At 59.2% G+C, this 16,870-nt stretch carries 15 protein-coding genes; 10 read left to right on the top strand and 5 right to left on the bottom strand.

The window, feature by feature from the left end; genetic code table 11:
• Positions 1–36 precede the first annotated feature (36 nt).
• Entirely contained in the window at positions 37–1,119 is a 1,083-nt protein-coding gene (locus PspS49_RS00490) for an aminopeptidase (RefSeq protein ID WP_160037681.1), read from the top strand.
• A 93-nt stretch (positions 1,120–1,212) separates the two neighbouring features.
• Here the strand turns inward: PspS49_RS00490 and PspS49_RS00485 are convergent, their stop codons facing one another.
• Both PspS49_RS00485 and PspS49_RS00480 read right to left on the bottom strand, forming a co-directional pair.
• Complete coding sequence (locus PspS49_RS00485) at positions 1,213–1,863, bottom strand: HAD family hydrolase (protein WP_127925336.1); 651 nt, start codon at positions 1,861–1,863, stop codon at positions 1,213–1,215.
• 29 nt (positions 1,864–1,892) lie between these two features.
• Positions 1,893–2,438 carry a gamma carbonic anhydrase family protein gene (locus tag PspS49_RS00480; RefSeq protein ID WP_127925335.1) on the bottom strand — a complete coding sequence of 182 codons (546 nt, stop codon included), beginning with the start codon at positions 2,436–2,438 and terminating at the stop codon, positions 1,893–1,895.
• An 88-nt stretch (positions 2,439–2,526) separates the two neighbouring features.
• Here PspS49_RS00480 and prlC point away from each other — a divergent pair, with 88 nt between their 5' ends.
• From prlC to PspS49_RS00465, 3 genes are all read left to right on the top strand, one after another.
• Complete coding sequence (gene prlC / locus PspS49_RS00475) at positions 2,527–4,578, top strand: oligopeptidase A (protein ID WP_160037679.1); 2,052 nt, start codon at positions 2,527–2,529, stop codon at positions 4,576–4,578.
• Positions 4,575–4,868: a YheV family putative zinc ribbon protein gene (locus PspS49_RS00470; protein ID WP_127925333.1), complete on the top strand. Its 294-nt coding sequence runs from the start codon at positions 4,575–4,577 to the stop codon at positions 4,866–4,868. Before prlC ends, PspS49_RS00470 begins: the two co-directional genes overlap by 4 nt.
• A gap of 113 nt (positions 4,869–4,981) precedes the next feature.
• Complete coding sequence (locus tag PspS49_RS00465) at positions 4,982–7,006, top strand: M3 family metallopeptidase (protein WP_160037677.1); 2,025 nt, start codon at positions 4,982–4,984, stop codon at positions 7,004–7,006.
• A 4-nt stretch (positions 7,007–7,010) separates the two neighbouring features.
• Here the strand turns inward: PspS49_RS00465 and PspS49_RS00460 are convergent, their stop codons facing one another.
• On the bottom strand, positions 7,011–7,658 hold the full coding sequence (locus PspS49_RS00460; RefSeq protein WP_127925331.1) for a dual specificity protein phosphatase family protein: 648 nt from the start codon (positions 7,656–7,658) through the stop codon (positions 7,011–7,013).
• A gap of 305 nt (positions 7,659–7,963) precedes the next feature.
• On the opposite strand from PspS49_RS00460, the gene PspS49_RS00455 reads away from it, so the two are divergent.
• Genes PspS49_RS00455 through PspS49_RS00445 form a run of 3 tightly spaced genes read left to right on the top strand, consistent with a single transcriptional unit; the run spans position 7,964 to position 11,811 of the window.
• Positions 7,964–8,710 (top strand): gluconate 2-dehydrogenase subunit 3 family protein, encoded by a 747-nt coding sequence (locus tag PspS49_RS00455; RefSeq protein WP_160037675.1) that lies wholly within the window; start codon positions 7,964–7,966, stop codon positions 8,708–8,710.
• A gap of 2 nt (positions 8,711–8,712) precedes the next feature.
• Entirely contained in the window at positions 8,713–10,497 is a 1,785-nt protein-coding gene (locus PspS49_RS00450; RefSeq protein ID WP_160037673.1) for a GMC family oxidoreductase, read from the top strand.
• A gap of 12 nt (positions 10,498–10,509) precedes the next feature.
• Complete coding sequence (locus PspS49_RS00445) at positions 10,510–11,811, top strand: cytochrome c (RefSeq protein ID WP_160037671.1); 1,302 nt, start codon at positions 10,510–10,512, stop codon at positions 11,809–11,811.
• A gap of 69 nt (positions 11,812–11,880) precedes the next feature.
• Here PspS49_RS00445 and PspS49_RS00440 read toward each other — a convergent pair whose 3' ends face one another.
• A complete protein-coding gene (locus PspS49_RS00440; protein ID WP_127925327.1) occupies positions 11,881–12,183 on the bottom strand; it encodes a hypothetical protein in 303 nt (100 codons plus the stop codon).
• Between the two features lie 226 nt (positions 12,184–12,409).
• On the opposite strand from PspS49_RS00440, the gene PspS49_RS00435 reads away from it, so the two are divergent.
• The 3 genes from PspS49_RS00435 to PspS49_RS00425 all read left to right on the top strand — a co-directional run bounded on the left by PspS49_RS00435 (position 12,410) and on the right by PspS49_RS00425 (position 16,052).
• Positions 12,410–13,468 carry a PA0069 family radical SAM protein gene (locus PspS49_RS00435; RefSeq protein ID WP_127925326.1) on the top strand — a complete coding sequence of 353 codons (1,059 nt, stop codon included), beginning with the start codon at positions 12,410–12,412 and terminating at the stop codon, positions 13,466–13,468.
• A 238-nt stretch (positions 13,469–13,706) separates the two neighbouring features.
• Entirely contained in the window at positions 13,707–14,435 is a 729-nt protein-coding gene (locus PspS49_RS00430; protein WP_007911720.1) for a carbonic anhydrase, read from the top strand.
• Between the two features lie 90 nt (positions 14,436–14,525).
• On the top strand, positions 14,526–16,052 hold the full coding sequence (locus PspS49_RS00425) for a SulP family inorganic anion transporter (protein ID WP_122604742.1): 1,527 nt from the start codon (positions 14,526–14,528) through the stop codon (positions 16,050–16,052).
• 119 nt (positions 16,053–16,171) lie between these two features.
• On the opposite strand, the gene PspS49_RS00420 is transcribed toward PspS49_RS00425, so the two are convergent.
• Complete coding sequence (locus tag PspS49_RS00420) at positions 16,172–16,822, bottom strand: hypothetical protein (RefSeq protein ID WP_127925325.1); 651 nt, start codon at positions 16,820–16,822, stop codon at positions 16,172–16,174.
• Between the last annotated feature and the right edge of the window lie 48 nt (positions 16,823–16,870).

The raw sequence follows: 16,870 nt of genomic DNA, 5'->3' as shown, positions 1-16,870 counted from the left end.
AGTCTTGCGGGCAGACTCTCCGGGGGATTTCTTATTTTGATCAGGCCATTTCCAAGCCTTGGGTTACTTGATCGCGTTTTTCGGGTTTTGTTTCCGGGTGTGTTGTTTTTGTTGCTCAACGGTTGCGCCAGCGTCAGCTATTACAGTCAGTTGGCCAGCGGCCAACTGCAACTGCTGCGGGCGCGGGAACCCGTGGAAAAAGTCATTGCCGACCCAAGCCGCGACGCGAAATTGCGCACACACCTGGCGCAATCGCAGAAGGCCCGCGCCTTCGCCAGCGAACACCTGCATTTGCCGGATAACCAGAGCTATCGCCTGTATGCCGACATCGGCCGGCCGTTTGTGGTGTGGAATGTGTTTGCCACGCAGGAGTTCTCCCTGACGCCACAGAACCATTGCTTCCCGATTGCCGGCTGCGTGGCCTATCGCGGTTATTACAGTCAGAGTGCCGCGCGAGGCGAAGCGGCGATCCAGCGCCTGCAGGGCATGGACGTGTCGATTGGCGGTGTTGAGGCTTACTCGACGCTCGGCTGGTTCAACGACCCGATCCTCAATTCGATGATGGGTTGGGGCGATGAGCGTCTGGCCACGCTGATCTTTCACGAGCTGGCGCATCAACGCTTTTATGTGAAGGACGACACCGAGTTCAACGAGTCCTTTGCCACATTTGTCGAGCAGGAAGGCACGCGGCAGTGGCGGGCGTTTCGCGGGTTGCCGGCGGATACTGACTCACGGTTACAGCAGCGTGATCAGTTCATCGCGTTGGTGCTTGATGTGCGGTCACGGCTGGAGAAGCTGTATGCGCAGGCATTGCCCGCTGAACAAATGCGCGAACGCAAAGCGGCGGAGTTCGAGCTGTTTCGCCGCGAATACCGAATGATGAGGGACAACCAGTGGGCCGGGGACAAGCGTTATGACGCTTGGGTGAATGCGCCGTTGAACAATGCGCGGTTGTTGCCGTTTGGGCTGTATGACCAGTGGGTGCCGGCGTTTGCGGCGTTGTTCAGGCAGGTTGGGGGGGATTGGCTGAGGTTTTATGCGCAGGTTGAGCGGTTGGGTGGGTTGCCGGGGGCTGAGCGTAAGGCGGCTTTGAAAATGTTGGCAGATCCAAACGGTTGAGTTGATTGGGAGTAAGTCATCGCGAGCAGGCTCACTCCTACAGGGGGATGCATTCCAAATGTGGGAGCGAGCCTGCTCGCGAAAGCAATTTGATCAGCGCCGCAGAAAGGCCTGATGCAACTCCTCCAGCGTTTCAAAGTGATAAGCCGGCGCTTCGGCATTCAACTCTTCAAAACTGCCAAACCCGTAACCGACCGCCGCTGCATCCAGGCCATTGCTGCGCGCGCCGATCAGGTCATGCTTGCGATCGCCAATCATCAGCGTATCCGCCGGATCCAGCCCTTCTTCCTTCACTAGATGCGCAATCAATTCAACCTTGTTGGTCCGCGTGCCATCCAGTTCGCTGCCGTAAATCACCTTGAAATGCCGGGCGAAGTCGAAGTGCCGCGCGATCTCGCGGGCGAATTCCCATGGCTTCGAGGTGGCGATATACAGCTGCCGTCCCTGCCCGCTCAGGGTTTCCAATAAAGGCGTAACACCAGCAAACACACGGTTTTCATACAGGCCAGTGACTTTGAAGCGCTCACGATAGAAATTCACCGCCTGCCACGCCTTGGCCTCGTCAAACTCATAGAACTGCATGAACGCCTGCAATAGCGGCGGGCCGATGAAGTGTTCCAGCTTGGTCAGATCCGGCTCGTCGATACCGAGCTTGGCGAGGGCGAACTGGATGGAGCGGGTGATGCCCTCACGCGGGTCGGTGAGGGTGCCATCGAGGTCAAACAATACGGTTTGGTAATGCATGGGAATTCCTGAGCAGTCGCGAATTCAATTCAGAGTTGGTCGTAGCCTTCGGCCAAATGCAGGTCCTTGAGCTTCACGTAATTCGCCGCGCTGTAGGTGAAGAAGGCTGTTTCCTTGTCGGTGAGCGGACGGACCTGTTTCACCGGGCTACCGACATAAAGGAAGCCACTTTCAAGGCGCTTGCCCGGCGGCACCAGGCTGCCAGCGCCGATGATCACGTCGTCCTCGACCACCGCGCCGTCCATGACGATGCTGCCCATGCCGATCAACACGCGGCTGCCAATGGTGCAACCATGCAGCATGACTTTGTGGGCGATGGTCACATCATCGCCGATCAGCAGCGGGAAACCGTCCGGGTTGAACGGGCCGGCGTGGGTGATGTGCAACACGCAGCCGTCCTGCACGCTGGTGCGCGCACCGATACGGATGCGGTGCATGTCGCCACGGATCACGGTTAGCGGCCAGACAGAGCTGTCTTCGCCGATTTCGACGTCGCCGATAACCACCGCCGAGCCGTCGACAAACGCGCCTTTGCTCAAGCGCGGGGTGTGATTCTGGTACTTGCGAACGGACACGATAATTTCTCTCTCTGTCGCCGATAGCTGCGGTGAATGCCGATTGTAATTAAGATGGTTGCATGTTTCCCCAGCCAAGGTGCCAACCGTGAGCGTGAACAACCCTCTGCTGCAGTCCTACGACCTGCCACCGTTCTCCACGATCCGTGCCGAACACGTCCTGCCCGCCATCGAAACGATCCTGGCCGACAACCGCGCCGCCATCGCCGAAATCCTCAAGAGCCAAGTCCAGAACCCGACCTGGGCCGGCCTGGTACTGGCGATGGACGAACTCAATGATCGCCTCGGCGCTGCCTGGAGCCCGGTCAGCCACCTCAACGCCGTGTGCAACAGCGCCGAACTGCGTGAAGCCTACGAGTCGTGCCTGCCAGCCCTGAGCGCCTACTCCACCGAGATGGGCCAGAACCGCGAACTGTTCCAGGCTTATGAAGCGCTGGCCAACAGCCCGCAAGCCGCCGGCTTCGACGTGGCGCAAAAGACTATTCTGGAACACGCCCTGCGTGACTTCCGTCTGTCGGGTATCGACCTGCCAGAAGCCGAGCAGAAGCGCTATGCCGAAGTGCAGAGCAAACTGTCCGAGCTGGGCAGCCGCTTTTCCAACCAACTGCTCGACGCCACGCAGGCGTGGACCAAGCACGTCACCGATGAAGCCGCCCTCGCCGGCCTGACCGATTCGGCCAAGGCGCAAATGGCAGCAGCGGCGCAAGCCAAAGGCCTCGAAGGCTGGCTGATCACTCTGGAATTCCCGAGTTACTACGCGGTGATGACCTACGCGCAAGACCGTGCGCTGCGTGAAGAAGTCTACGCCGCCTACTGCACCCGCGCCTCGGATCAAGGCCCGAACGCCGGCCAGAACGACAACGGCCCGGTGATGGAAGAGATCCTCGACCTGCGTCAGGAACTGGCCAAACTCTTGGGTTTCGCCAGCTTCTCCGAGCTAAGCCTGGCCACCAAAATGGCCGAGTCCAGCGATCAGGTGCTGAGCTTCCTGCGCGATCTGGCCAAGCGCAGCAAACCGTTCGCTGAGCAGGATCTGCAACAGCTGCGCGCCTACGCCGCCGAACAGGGCTGCGCCGATCTGCAAAGCTGGGACAGCGGTTTCTACGGTGAAAAACTGCGTGAACAACGCTACAGCGTTGCTCAGGAAACCCTGCGTGCCTATTTCCCGATCGATAAAGTGCTGGGCGGGTTGTTCGCCATCGTCCAGCGACTGTACGGCATCGAGATCGCCGAACAGAAAGGCTTCGACACCTGGCACCCGGATGTTCGTCTGTTCGAGATCAAGGAAAACGGCCAGCACGTCGGCCGCTTCTTCTTCGACCTCTATGCCCGCGCCAACAAGCGAGGCGGTGCGTGGATGGACGGCGCGCGCGACCGTCGTCGTACCGTCGACGGCGTGCTGCAAAGCCCGGTGGCCAATCTGGTGTGCAACTTCACCCCGGCCGACAGCGGCAAGCCTGCGCTGCTGACCCACGATGAAGTGACCACGCTGTTCCACGAATTCGGTCATGGTCTGCATCACTTGCTGACCCGTGTCGAGCATGCCGGTGTTTCCGGCATCAACGGCGTGGCATGGGATGCGGTCGAGTTGCCGAGCCAGTTCATGGAAAACTGGTGCTGGGAGCCGGAAGGCCTCGCGCTGATTTCCGGTCACTACGAAAGCGGCGAGCCGCTGCCGCAGGACCTGCTGGAAAAAATGCTCGCGGCGAAAAACTTCCAGTCCGGCCTGATGATGGTCCGTCAGCTGGAGTTCTCGCTGTTCGACTTCGAGCTGCACGCCACCCACGGTGACGGCCGCAGCGTTGCACAAGTGCTGGAAGGCGTGCGTGACGAGGTGTCGGTGATGCGTCCACCGGCCTACAACCGCTTCCCCAACAGTTTTGCGCATATCTTCGCCGGCGGTTATGCGGCGGGTTACTACAGCTACAAGTGGGCTGAGGTGCTGTCGGCCGATGCCTTCTCGAAGTTCGAAGAAGACGGCGTGCTCAACGCTGACACCGGTCGCGCCTTCCGCGAAGCAATTCTGGCGCGCGGCGGTTCGCAGGCACCGATGGTGCTGTTCGTCGACTTCCGTGGCCGTGAGCCGTCGATTGACGCACTCTTGCGCCACAGCGGCCTGAGTGAGGACGCGGCAGCATGAGTGAGGGGCCTGTGATTACCAAGAAGCGCTTTATCGCCGGGGCTGTGTGCCCGGCGTGCAGCGAGCCGGACAAGTTGATGATGTGGAACGAGGACAGCGTGCCGCACCGTGAATGTGTGGCTTGCGGTTACTCCGACACACTCAACGAGCAAGGTCTTTCGGTACCGAAAGAATTGGGCACGCGGGTCAACACCAGCGCGCTGAACAAACCCGCGCCGGACAAGACCGTGCAGGCCGTGCAGTTTTTTCCCAACCCGAAACTGAAAAAAAAGCCTGACCAGCCCAATTGAGCCATGACGACCTCGCACCGAATCAGCGGTGCGAGGTGGTATCTATCTAATGCCTTGCCCTTGCGCTTTCTCCGTAGGCTGAATTTTTTCAACCTGCGGTCAAGGAAGACGCGATGCCCCCTACCAATCCTCTGCTACAACGCTGGCAGCTGCCGGCCTGGTCCGACGTGAAGGCCGAGCACCTGGCACCCGCCATCAATGCCATCGTGGCCGATAATCAGCGGATCATCGCCGAAGTGATCGCCACCCAGACCGACCACCCCAATTGGGATGATCTGGTGGTGGCCGTCGCCGAAGCCGACGCACGGCTCGCTGAAACCATGGGCATCATTGAAGTGCTCTCGACCGTCAAAACCACGGACATCGACTGGATAGAGCAAAGCGCCCTGTGCAGCATTACTGCGGCTCGCTATCGGGTGCAGAAGGCTGCCAACCTGGAGCTTTACCACACGTATCAACGTCTGCAGCAGAGCCCGATCGCCGAGAGCTTTGATGACTTTCGCAAAGCGTCGCTGGCCAAGACACTGCGCGCTTTTCGTCGGTCGGGCATCGAATTGCCCGCCGATCAGCGACAGCGGTTAACCGCAATAAACCTCGACATCGAGTTTCAGGAGCAATTGTTCCAGATCAATCTGGAGCGCAGCAATGCCGCCTGGAGCAAGCAGATTGACCAGGCGGCGACGCTCGACGGCTTGTCAGCCGCGTTCAAGGATCGACTGGCGCTGAATGCGCGTCGAACGGGAAAAAGCGGTTGGTTGCTGACGCTGGATCGCAACACTTACGAATACTTCATGAAAAATGCGCGAGACCGGAGTTTGCGCGAAGAGTATTTCCGCGCTTATTGCACCCGGGCCTCGGATCAAGGACCGCAGGCTCTTCGGTTCGACAACGGTCCGGTCTTGCAAAAGTTACTCGGGTTACGCCATGAAAAAGCCAGGTTGCTGGGTTTCGAGAGCTTTGCCCATCTGCGGCTTTCGAATCACATGGCCAACTCGCCCGCTCAGGTCGAACATTTTCTAAAGCAGCAGATCGAGCACAATCGCGCATCACTGGAGCAGGACATACAGGCGCTGCAAGCATTCGCCGCAACGCAAGGCGTCGCAGAACTGCAGGCCTGGGATTTCGAGTTTTTTGCTGAGCAATTACGCCAGCAACGCTCGGCGAGCACACTGAAAGGACTTCGCGAGTATTTTCCGCTGGATGAAACGCTGCGCCGGTTCTGCCAGTTCAATGAACACCTGTTCGGTATCAAACTGGCAGAGCAGCAAGACCTCAGCCATTGGCACGAGGATGTGCGCCTGTTGGAGGTCAGCGAATACGATCAGGTGATGGGGTACATCTACGTTGATCCGTTTCATCGCGAGGACGCCCCTGACTTTGCCTTGACCAATACTGTGCGCAACCGACGCATCAATGCCGAGGGCCGGCCAGCCCTGCCGATCGCCATCCTCCACTGCAACTTCCCGTCCGCGACCAGCGAGCATCCCTGCCTGCTTTCACATAAAGACCTGCGCGTGCTTTTCCATGAGTTCGGGCATTGCCTGCAACAGGTGCTGACCCGCTCGCCCCATCACAACCTGTCGGGTATCTCGCAACTGGGGCGTGATACGGGCGAGTTCGCCGGGCAACTGTTCGAACAATTAAGTCTTTCAGAGGAGCTGCTTCAGTGGCTGTCAGTACACTACAAAACCCGTGCGCCACTAAGCCGCACACGGCTAACGTCAGCGCTGGCCGCCATCGCCACGCACACCAGCCGCGATACCGCCACGTTGCTGCTTGAGGCTTTATTCGATCTGGAATTGCACCGCAGCGAAGAAAACGGCCGAAACGCGCAACAGTGCTTCGAAGCGGTGCTGCAACAAATACCGCAGTTGCAAGTGCCCGCGTATTGCCGCCTTGCCAACAGTTTCGATTATCTGGTGACCGGTTACGAAGCCTCGGTCTACGCCTACAAATGGTCAGGCGTACTGGCCAGCGAAGCGTTCAAGCGCTTTGAGCGCGATGGGGTCTTCAATGCGCAAACCGGCCGGGAACTGCGTGAAGCGTTCTTCTCTGGTGATTCGACTTCGCTATTCAGCGCGCTGGAAACCTTTATGGGCCAGCCGGTCGCCGCTGATCTGGCAGCGCAACCGGACTGACCGATCACTCGACGTGGGCGGACTTGAACCAGCTTTTCATCGAGCAGGTGGCGAAAGCACTGGTACTGCAATCGCCATTGGCCAACGCCGTACGCAATTTGTCGACATCCACCTGCATCATGTAACGAATACCGTCCTTGAAGTGGGTACTGTCGCCGAAACCGCCTTGGGTCATTTCGCTCAAGGCATCCTCTTTGCTCCAGCCCTGAATCACCACTCGGTACATCGCCGCCATCAGGCCGGTGCGGTCGGAACCGTGCTTGCAATGCATCAACACCGGGCCATTGGCTTCGGCAGCCTGAATCGCACGCAGGGTTTTGAGCACATCAGCGTCGTCGACATGATTGGTGCGGTAGGGCAATTGCACCTGGTTGATGCCAGGTTCGGACAGCCAATTGCTATCGGCTTCCGGAAGAAAGTTTATCACCGTGGCGACTTTGAGATTTTTCAGCAGCGGCACCGCGCCGGCGTCAGGCAAAGCGCTGCGGTACAGGGTCGGCGACATCTGGAACAAGTTGTATTGCACTTCGACCGTCTGCGCCCAATCAGCCGGGCGGCCAGTGGCGGCGCCGGCAGCAGCCTGGGCTGGCATCAGCGGCAACAGAGCGAAAAGCGACAGGCACAAAACAGAAAGAAAACGAACTTGGGACATGCTGGGGTGACCGTTTCGGGATTCATCGATGAAAGGAATCGCAGCTTCGATGGTTAGCAGTCAAAGCCCCGTGAGCCGCTGGTCAAAGAAACGTGAATCGGTGTGCTTTCATCGCGCGCCGGGGCGACAAACCAGACTTTTTTCCGCTGAATCGGTTTATCCGGATCCTTAGCCTGCTACCATTTGTCACATGATGTTGCAGACGTGTCCCTTTTCTCCGGGTCAGACCGGTCCCGTCTCGACAAGAAATCTTCAAGTCGCTCGCAGAAGCGGCCACCCCTAATGCCCTGATGAGGTGCTTCTCCATGTCTGATGAAGATCGAGACAACCCGCGGCGTGAGTTTTTGCGCAAATCCCTGACCTTGATCCCGGTGGTCACCCTGGCTGGCACCAGCCTGGGCAGCAGCGTCCTGCAAGCGGCGCCCGAAGCCGCGCCTGCGGCACCGGTCGCGCAACCCGCTCGCGCTGAAGCCGGCGTGTATCAGCCGAACTACTTCACCGCCGAAGAATGGGCGTTCATCAATGCCGCCGTCGCGCAACTGATCCCCAGCGATGCCCAAGGCCCGGGCGCGCTGGAAGCCGGTGTACCGGAATACATCGACCGCCAGATGAACACGCCGTACGCCGCCGGTGCCCTTTGGTACATGCAAGGCCCGTTCAATGCCGACGCCGCGCCGGAAATGGGCTGGCAGAGCAAACTGGTGCCCAAAGAGATCTACCGCCTCGGCATCGCCGCCACGGATCAGTGGGCAAAATCCCTCAACGGTAAAATATTTGCTGAGCAAGACAGCGCTACCCGAGACGATTTGCTCAAGCAACTCGAAGCCGGCAAGCCGCAATTCGACGCCGTTCCAGCGAAGATTTTCTTCAATCTGCTGCTGCAAAACACCAAGGAAGGGTTCTTCTGCGACCCGATCCACGGTGGCAACAAAGGCATGGTCGGCTGGACCATGATCGGCTTCCCCGGCGCCCGCGCCGATTTCATGGATTGGGTGGAACGCAACGAGCAATACCCCTTCCCGGCAGTTTCGATTCGCGGCGAGAGGGCGTAAGCATGGCAACGGTAATGAAGAAGGTTGACGCAGTGATCGTCGGTTTCGGCTGGACCGGCGCGATCATGGCCAAGGAATTGACCGAAGCGGGCCTCAACGTGCTGGCGCTGGAGCGCGGGCCGATGCAGGACACTTACCCCGACGGCAACTATCCACAGGTGATCGACGAACTCACCTACAGCGTTCGGAAAAAACTCTTTCAGGACATATCCAAAGAAACTGTCACCATCCGCCACAGCGTCAATGACATCGCCCTGCCGAACCGCCAGTTGGGCGCGTTCCTGCCGGGCAATGGGGTCGGCGGTGCCGGCCTGCACTGGTCGGGCGTGCACTTCCGGGTCGACCCGATCGAGTTGCGCATGCGCAGCCACTACGAAGAGCGCTACGGCAAAAGCTTTATCCCCAAGGACATGACCATCCAGGACTTCGGCGTCAGCTATGAAGAATTGGAACCGTTCTTCGATTTCGCTGAAAAAGTCTTCGGCACTTCGGGTCAGGCGTGGACGGTGAAAGGCCAACTGGTCGGCCAGGGCAAGGGCGGTAACCCGTACGCACCGGATCGCTCCAACCCGTTTCCGCTGGAAGCGCAGAAGAATACGGTTTCCGCACAGCTGTTCGGCAAAGCGGCGACAGAAGTCGGCTACAAACCCTACAACCTGCCCTCCGCGAATACGTCGGGGCCTTACACCAACCCTTACGGCGCGCAGATGGGCCCGTGCAACTTCTGCGGTTTCTGCAGCGGTTACGTGTGCTACATGTATTCCAAGGCTTCGCCGAACGTGAACATTCTGCCGGCGCTGAAACCGCTGCCGAATTTCGAGCTGCGCGCCAACGCCCACGTGCTGCGGATCAACCTCGACAGCACGAAAAGCAAAGCCACCGGCGTCACCTACATCGACGCTCAGGGTCGCGAGATCGAGCAACCGGCGGATCTGGTGATCCTCGGCGCGTTCCAGTTACACAACGTGCGCCTTATGCTGCTTTCCGGCATCGGCAAACCGTACGACCCGATCAGCGGCGAAGGCGTGGTCGGGCGTAACTTCGCCTACCAGAACATGGCGACCATCAAGGCGTTCTTCGACAAGGACACCCACACCAACAACTTCATCGGCGCCGGCGGCAACGGCGTGGCGCTGGATGATTTCAACGCCGACAACTTCGACCACGGCCCGCACGGCTTCGTCGGTGGCTCGCCGATGTGGGTCAACCAGGCTGGCAGCCGGCCGATTGCCGGTACCTCGAACCCGCCGGGCACTCCCGCGTGGGGCAGTGCCTGGAAACGTGCGACCGCCGATTACTACACCCACCAGGTGTCGATGGATGCCCACGGCGCGCATCAGTCCTACCGTGGCAACTACCTCGATCTCGATCCGGTGTACCGCGATGCCTACGGTTTGCCACTGCTGCGGATGACCTTCGACTGGCAGGAAAACGACATCAAGATGAACCGCTTCATGGTCGAGAAAATGGGCAAGGTCGCTGAAGCGATGGGGCCGAAAGCCATCGCGGTGATCGGCAAGAAAGTCGGCGACCACTTCAACACTGCGGCCTACCAGACCACGCACCTTAACGGTGGCGCGATCATGGGCACCGATCCGAAGACCAGCGCGCTGAACCGTTATCTGCAGAGCTGGGACGTACACAACGTCTTCGTGCCGGGTGCCTCGGCATTCCCGCAGGGCCTTGGATACAACCCGACCGGCCTGGTTGCGGCACTGACCTACTGGTCGGCGAAGGCGATCCGCGAGCAATACCTGAAAAACCCCGGCCCGCTGGTTCAGGCTTAAGGAGCGATGACCATGAAAAATCTCGTTATCGCGACCCTGGCGCTGCTCGGCAGTGCCTCCATTCATGCGGCCGACGTTGATCAAAGTCTGATCAAACAGGGCGAATATCTGGCCCGCGCCGGTGACTGCGTGGCGTGCCACACCGCCAAGGGCGGCAAACCGTTTGCCGGTGGCCTGCCGATGGAAACCCCGATCGGCACCATTTACTCGACCAACATCACTCCGGACAAGACCGGCGTCGGCGAATACAGCTTCCAAGACTTCGATCAGGCCGTGCGCCATGGCGTCGCCAAAAACGGTAGTACGTTGTACCCGGCGATGCCGTATCCGTCCTACGCGCGTGTCAGCGAAACCGACATGCAAGCGCTGTACGCGTACTTCATGCACGGCGTCGAACCGGTGGTGCAAGAGAACAAGGCCAGCGATATTCCGTGGCCACTCAGCATGCGCTGGCCGCTGATGGGCTGGCGCTGGATGTTTGCGCCGAAGGTCGAGGATTACCAAGCGACGAGTACCGACCCGGTGATCGATCGTGGCGCGTATCTGGTCGAGGGCCTTGGCCATTGCGGCGCGTGCCATACGCCGCGCGCCCTGACCATGCAGGAGAAATCCCTGAGCGCCGCTGACGGTACAACCTTCCTCGCCGGCAGTGCGCCGCTGGAAGGCTGGATCGCCAAAAGCCTGCGCGGCGATCACAAGGATGGCCTCGGCGGCTGGAACGAAGAGCAACTGGTGCAGTTCCTCAAGACCGGTCGCAGCGATCGCAGCGCGGTGTTCGGCGGCATGAGCGATGTGGTCACCCACAGCATGCAATACATGACCGACGCCGACCTGACAGCGATTGCCCGCTACCTCAAGTCACTGCCGGCCACTGATCCGAACGATCAGCCGCATCAGTACGACGAGACAGCGGCGAAAGCCCTGTGGAACGGCGATGACAGTCAGCGCGGTGCTTCGGTATACATCGACAACTGCGCCGCGTGCCATCGCACCGATGGCCATGGCTACACCCGGGTGTTCCCGGCGCTGGCGGGCAATCCGGTACTGCAATCGGAAGACCCGACGTCGCTGATCCACATCGTGCTCAAGGGCGGCACATTGCCGGCGACGCATACAGCACCCTCGACCTTCACCATGCCCGGTTTCGCCTGGCGCCTGTCGGATCAGGAAGTGGCGGATGTGGTGAGTTTCATCCGTGGCAGTTGGGGTAACAAAGGCGCGCCGGTCAGCGCCAAGGAGGTTGCGGGCCTACGCAGCGACGATATGAAAACAACATCCACTGATGATCTTGGCCAAGTAACAGAACATCATTAAAAGCAGAAACCCTGCATGAATCATTCATGCAGGGTTTTTACTATACGTATAGCGCAACAAACTTCGCTTTTAAGGATTAACGATACTTACATAAGCCTTGGCCAGTGCAATCAACTTCGCCTTGTCATCGTTATCAATATCACCATCGCCGTCGACATCTTTCTTGTTGCTGCGAATAGTGAAGGTCTTGCCACGGTCACCGGACACCGCCACCACGTAGATCGAATCGACCAGCGTCTCGGTGGACAGCTCTTGCTCGGCATTCCAGCCCAGCTCCTTGCGCGCCAGTTGCATCGAAACAATGGTGTTGGGTTCCGAAGCATTTGGCAGCATCATTTGCACGAATACGCCACGCTGATTGAGATAAGACATTAATTAAATCCTTTTAACCTGATTACCGGACAACAACCCTTGGAAGTGCCAAAGACTATATTCGATAACTTGTCGCGACAACGGAACATATGTATCTCGGGTTGTACTTCGCCTTTGCATATATATTAACTTTGCCACTCAGCCATTATTCCAACGCTGAACGGTACTGGATCGCACCGGCCTGGCTCAGGTACTGTATGCATATACAGACACGGAGCCTGCCCCAATGATCAATCCTCTCCCGCCCCGTGGCCGCGGCACCGCCAGCAACCCGCATAACCGCTTCGCGCCGAACCGTTCGGTGGCCGAGGATGACGGCTGGTATCAGGAAGTGCCGCTGACCCAAGGCACCGAGGTGATTCTCGAAACCGCAAAAACCATCATTACCCGCAACACCTCTCCGGATCTGCCCTTCGACCGCTCGATCAACCCCTACCGAGGCTGCGAACACGGCTGCATCTATTGCTACGCACGGCCCAGCCACGCCTATTGGGACATGTCGCCGGGGCTGGATTTCGAAACCAAGCTGATCGCCAAGACCAACGCCGCCCAAGTGCTGGAAGAACAGCTCGGGAAAAAAGGCTATCAATGCGCGCCAATCAATCTGGGTTCCAACACCGACCCGTATCAGCCAATCGAGCGTGAACACAAAATCACCCGCCAGACCCTCGAAGTGCTGCTGCGCTATAAGCACCCGGTGACCATCGTCACCAAGGGCTCGCTGATTCTGCGCGACCTCGACCTGCTCACCGAACTGGCGCAGCAACGGCTGGTGGCGGTGATGATCAGCCTGACCACGCTGGACGACGAACTCAAACGCATCCTCGAACCGCGCGCCGCCGCACCCAAAGCGCGGTTGCGCGCCATTCGGGTGATGCGCGAGGCCGGCATTCCGGTCGGCGTGCTGTGTTCACCGATGATTCCGATGATCAACGACAGCGAAATCGAAAGCCTGCTCAGCGAGGCCCACGCCGCCGGCGCGCAAAGCGCTGCCTACATGATGCTGCGTCTGCCGCTGGAGGTGGCGCCGCTGTTCGAAGAATGGCTGGCGGCGCACTATCCGCAACGGGCCGCGCATGTGCTGAGCCTGATCCGCCAAAGCCGCGGCGGTGAGCTCTACGACAGTCGTTTCGGTGCGCGTATGCGCGGTGAAGGGGTGTTCGCCGACCTGCTCGCGCAACGTTTCGCCAAGGCAATCAAACGTCTGGGCCTGAATCACCGCGAGGGCTATAACCTCGATTGCACGGCCTTCTGTCCGCCGGGTCGCCAGATGTCGTTGATTTAGCGACAATTGACCTATGGTTGAGGGGTTGGAATCCTTCCGCCGAAATCACCCAGTCACGTTTTTTGTGACCTGGAACACACGTTCTAGAGCGTTTGATTCAGTTTGAGTTAAGTTTCGGCGGCTACCTTGTTCATCGAGTGACTGACGGGTCGGGATGACCCGGATGTTTTAAACAGCCACTGGCTTCATACCGGAATACATGGGAATGACTCCCCTAATCCGCCAAAGAGGATGAATCATGAGTGACAAGGATAAACAGCCGTTGGCTGCGTCGGCGCAAACCCCTGAAGCGGAATCCGCCGATGCAGCGCTGCGACAGATCGTAGACGGCTTTTTGCATTTTCATCATGAGGTCTTCCCACAGCAGGAAGAACTCTTCAAGAAACTCGCCACGGCCCAGGCGCCAAAAGCGATGTTCATCACTTGCGCCGACTCGCGCATCGTCCCCGAGCTGATCACCCACAGCTCGCCCGGCGATCTGTTCGTAACCCGTAACGTCGGCAACGTCGTGCCGCCTTACGGGCAGATGAACGGCGGCGTTTCCACCGCAATCGAATACGCGGTACTGGCGCTCGGCGTACAGCACATCATCATCTGCGGCCACTCCGATTGCGGCGCCATGCGTGCAGTGCTCAATCCGGACAGCCTGGAAAAAATGCCGACAGTCAAAGCCTGGCTGCGCCACGCTGAAGTCGCGAAAACCATGGTGCATGAGAACTGTAACTGCGCCGACGAAAAAGAAAGCATGCCGATCCTCACCGAGGAAAACGTCATCGCCCAATTGCAGCACTTGCGTACCCATCCTTCGGTAGCCTCGCGCATGGCGAACGGTCATTTGTTCATCCATGGCTGGGTCTACGATATCGAAACCAGCGAAATCAAAGCTTACGACGCGGATCAGGGACGTTTCCTGCCGCTCGACGGCAGCCATCCGATTCCGGTGGCGACGCCCAAAGCGCGCTTCTAAATCCTCCTAAACATCTGTGTGGTTTGACGCCGGTCGCTGATTCAGCGACCCGGCCTTGCCATGCCTGAAGAAAACTTCGGGAGAATCGCCATGCGTGCGGCTCAATTGAAAGCGGTGTTGCCACGGGAGCTGCTCGCTTCAGTGGTTGTGTTTCTGGTCGCCCTGCCGCTGTGCATGGGTATTGCGATCGCGTCAGGGTTGCCGCCGGCCAAAGGGCTGATCACCGGGATCATCGGTGGTCTGGTGGTCGGTTGGCTGGCAGGTTCGCCGTTACAGGTCAGTGGGCCGGCGGCGGGTCTGGCGGTGTTGGTGTTTGAACTGGTGCGCCAGCACGGCATCGAGATGCTCGGGCCGATTCTTTTGCTTGCCGGTTTTCTGCAACTGGTCGCCGGACGCTTGAAGCTCGGTTGCTGGTTTCGGGTCACAGCGCCAGCGGTGGTCTATGGGATGCTGGCGGGGATTGGCGTGTTGATCGTGCTGTCGCAGGTGCATGTGATGCTCGATGCATCACCGAAGCCCTCGGGGCTGGATAACCTTACGGCGTTCCCCGCGGCGGTGGCGCAGGCCTTGCCGTCGTTTGGCTGGCAGGCCGGGTTGCTCGGGCTGTCGACCATCGCGGTGATGTGGCTCTGGGAGAAATTTCGCCCGCATTCGCTGCGCTTCGTTCCCGGGGCATTGCTCGGTGTGGGTCTGGCGACCGGGGCAAGTCTGTTGCTGGCCCTGCAGGTGAAGCGCGTTGAAGTGCCAGCGAATCTGGCGGAAGCCATTGATTGGTTGAAGCCGGCAGATCTGCTCAGTCTGGCCGATCCGACGCTGTTGATCGCTGCGTTTGCCGTGGCATTTATCGCCAGCGCGGAAACGTTGTTGTCCGCCGCAGCGGTGGATCGCATGCACAGCGGCGTGCGTTCGGATTTCGACCGGGAACTGTCGGCGCAAGGTGTCGGCAACATGCTCTGCGGTCTGCTCGGCGCGCTGCCGATGACCGGGGTCATCGTGCGCAGTTCGGCCAACGTCCAGGCCGGCGCGACCACGCGTTACTCGACGATCTTCCATGGCCTGTGGCTTTTGGCGTTCGTGCTGTTGCTGTCGAGTGTGCTGCAAAGCATTCCGGTGGCGAGCCTGGCCGGTGTGCTGGTGTACACCGGTTTCAAACTGGTCGATCTCAAGGCGTTTCGAGGTCTGGGCCGTTATGGGCGGATGCCGATGTTCACCTACGCGGCGACGGCGCTGGCGATCATCTTCACTGACCTGCTGACAGGCGTGTTGATCGGTTTCGGTTTGACGATGTTGAAACTGGCGTTCAAGGCGTCACGGTTGAAGATCAGCCTGATCGATCTGCCGCAGGACGGTGAGATGGAGTTGCGTTTGGTCGGTGCGGCGACATTCCTCAAGGTGCCGGCGCTGACGCAAGTGCTGGGCAGTATTCCGCAGGGGACGACGGTGCATGTGCCGCTCAATAACCTGAGCTACATCGACCATTCGTGTCTGGAGTTGCTGGAAGAATGGGGCCGGGCGAATGCGGCGAAGGGCTCGAAGCTGTTGATCGAGTCGCGGGGGTTGAAGCGCAGGCTTGAAGGCAGGGTGCGGACCAATACCGGAATCGGCGCGGCCGGCTAAATTTGCTGGTTGAACTCAACCCCTGTAGGAGCTGCCGCAGGCTGCGATCTTTTGATTTTGATTGTAAAAGATCAAAAGATCGCAGCCTGCGGCAGCTCCTACATTCGATTGTGTGTAACTCAGGCGGCGGGCTGGTCCAGCTCCAGACCCACACCCAGTCGCCGGCCCATGCACGGCCAGCGTTTCCACGCGGCGCCGGTGTCCGGGCTGCTGAGTTTGTCGCGGTAGACCTCTACCGATTCCAGGGCAAAACTTTCGTCGTTGAGCATCTCGTCGATCGCGTGATGCACCGCTTCGTCCAGTTGGTTGGCAAATTCCTCACCGATCAATTGGTGAGCAATCAAGTTGGCGACCGTCATGTCCAGGGGGATCAGTGGCTGGCCGAAATGCTTGATGTACAGGTCGTTGACCTCTTCGACAAAACGGTGCGCCAGATAGGCTTCGTCGAGCAGGCTGTCCAGGCCAACGTGCCCGGCCATGATGGCTGGCGGCTGGAGGAAATACTGCTCGGCGATTTTCAGCACCGGTTTGATCTGCGATTCGATTCCCGCTTCCCTGGCGACTTCATTGGCTGCATCCAGCAGGTCTGGCACTTCATCGATGTAGGCGGCGACAAAACGCGTCAGCACACCATTGGCGTCGGCTTCCGGCAATTGGATCGCCGGGTGTAAATGAGGCAGCTTGCTTTCCAGCTGACGGGTCAGCAGGCCGGTGTCTTTTTCGTGTTGTTGGGCTTTTTGGATCTGCTCGCGCAATGCGGCGGTGTTCATGAAAACTCCAGGAAACAAGGCAATGAAATAGGGAAGACATAACTTAGC

Source organism: Pseudomonas sp. S49, assembly GCF_009866785.1.
In the GTDB taxonomy this organism is placed as follows: Bacteria; Pseudomonadota; Gammaproteobacteria; order Pseudomonadales; family Pseudomonadaceae; genus Aquipseudomonas.
This window is presented reverse-complemented; position numbering and strand designations above follow the sequence as displayed.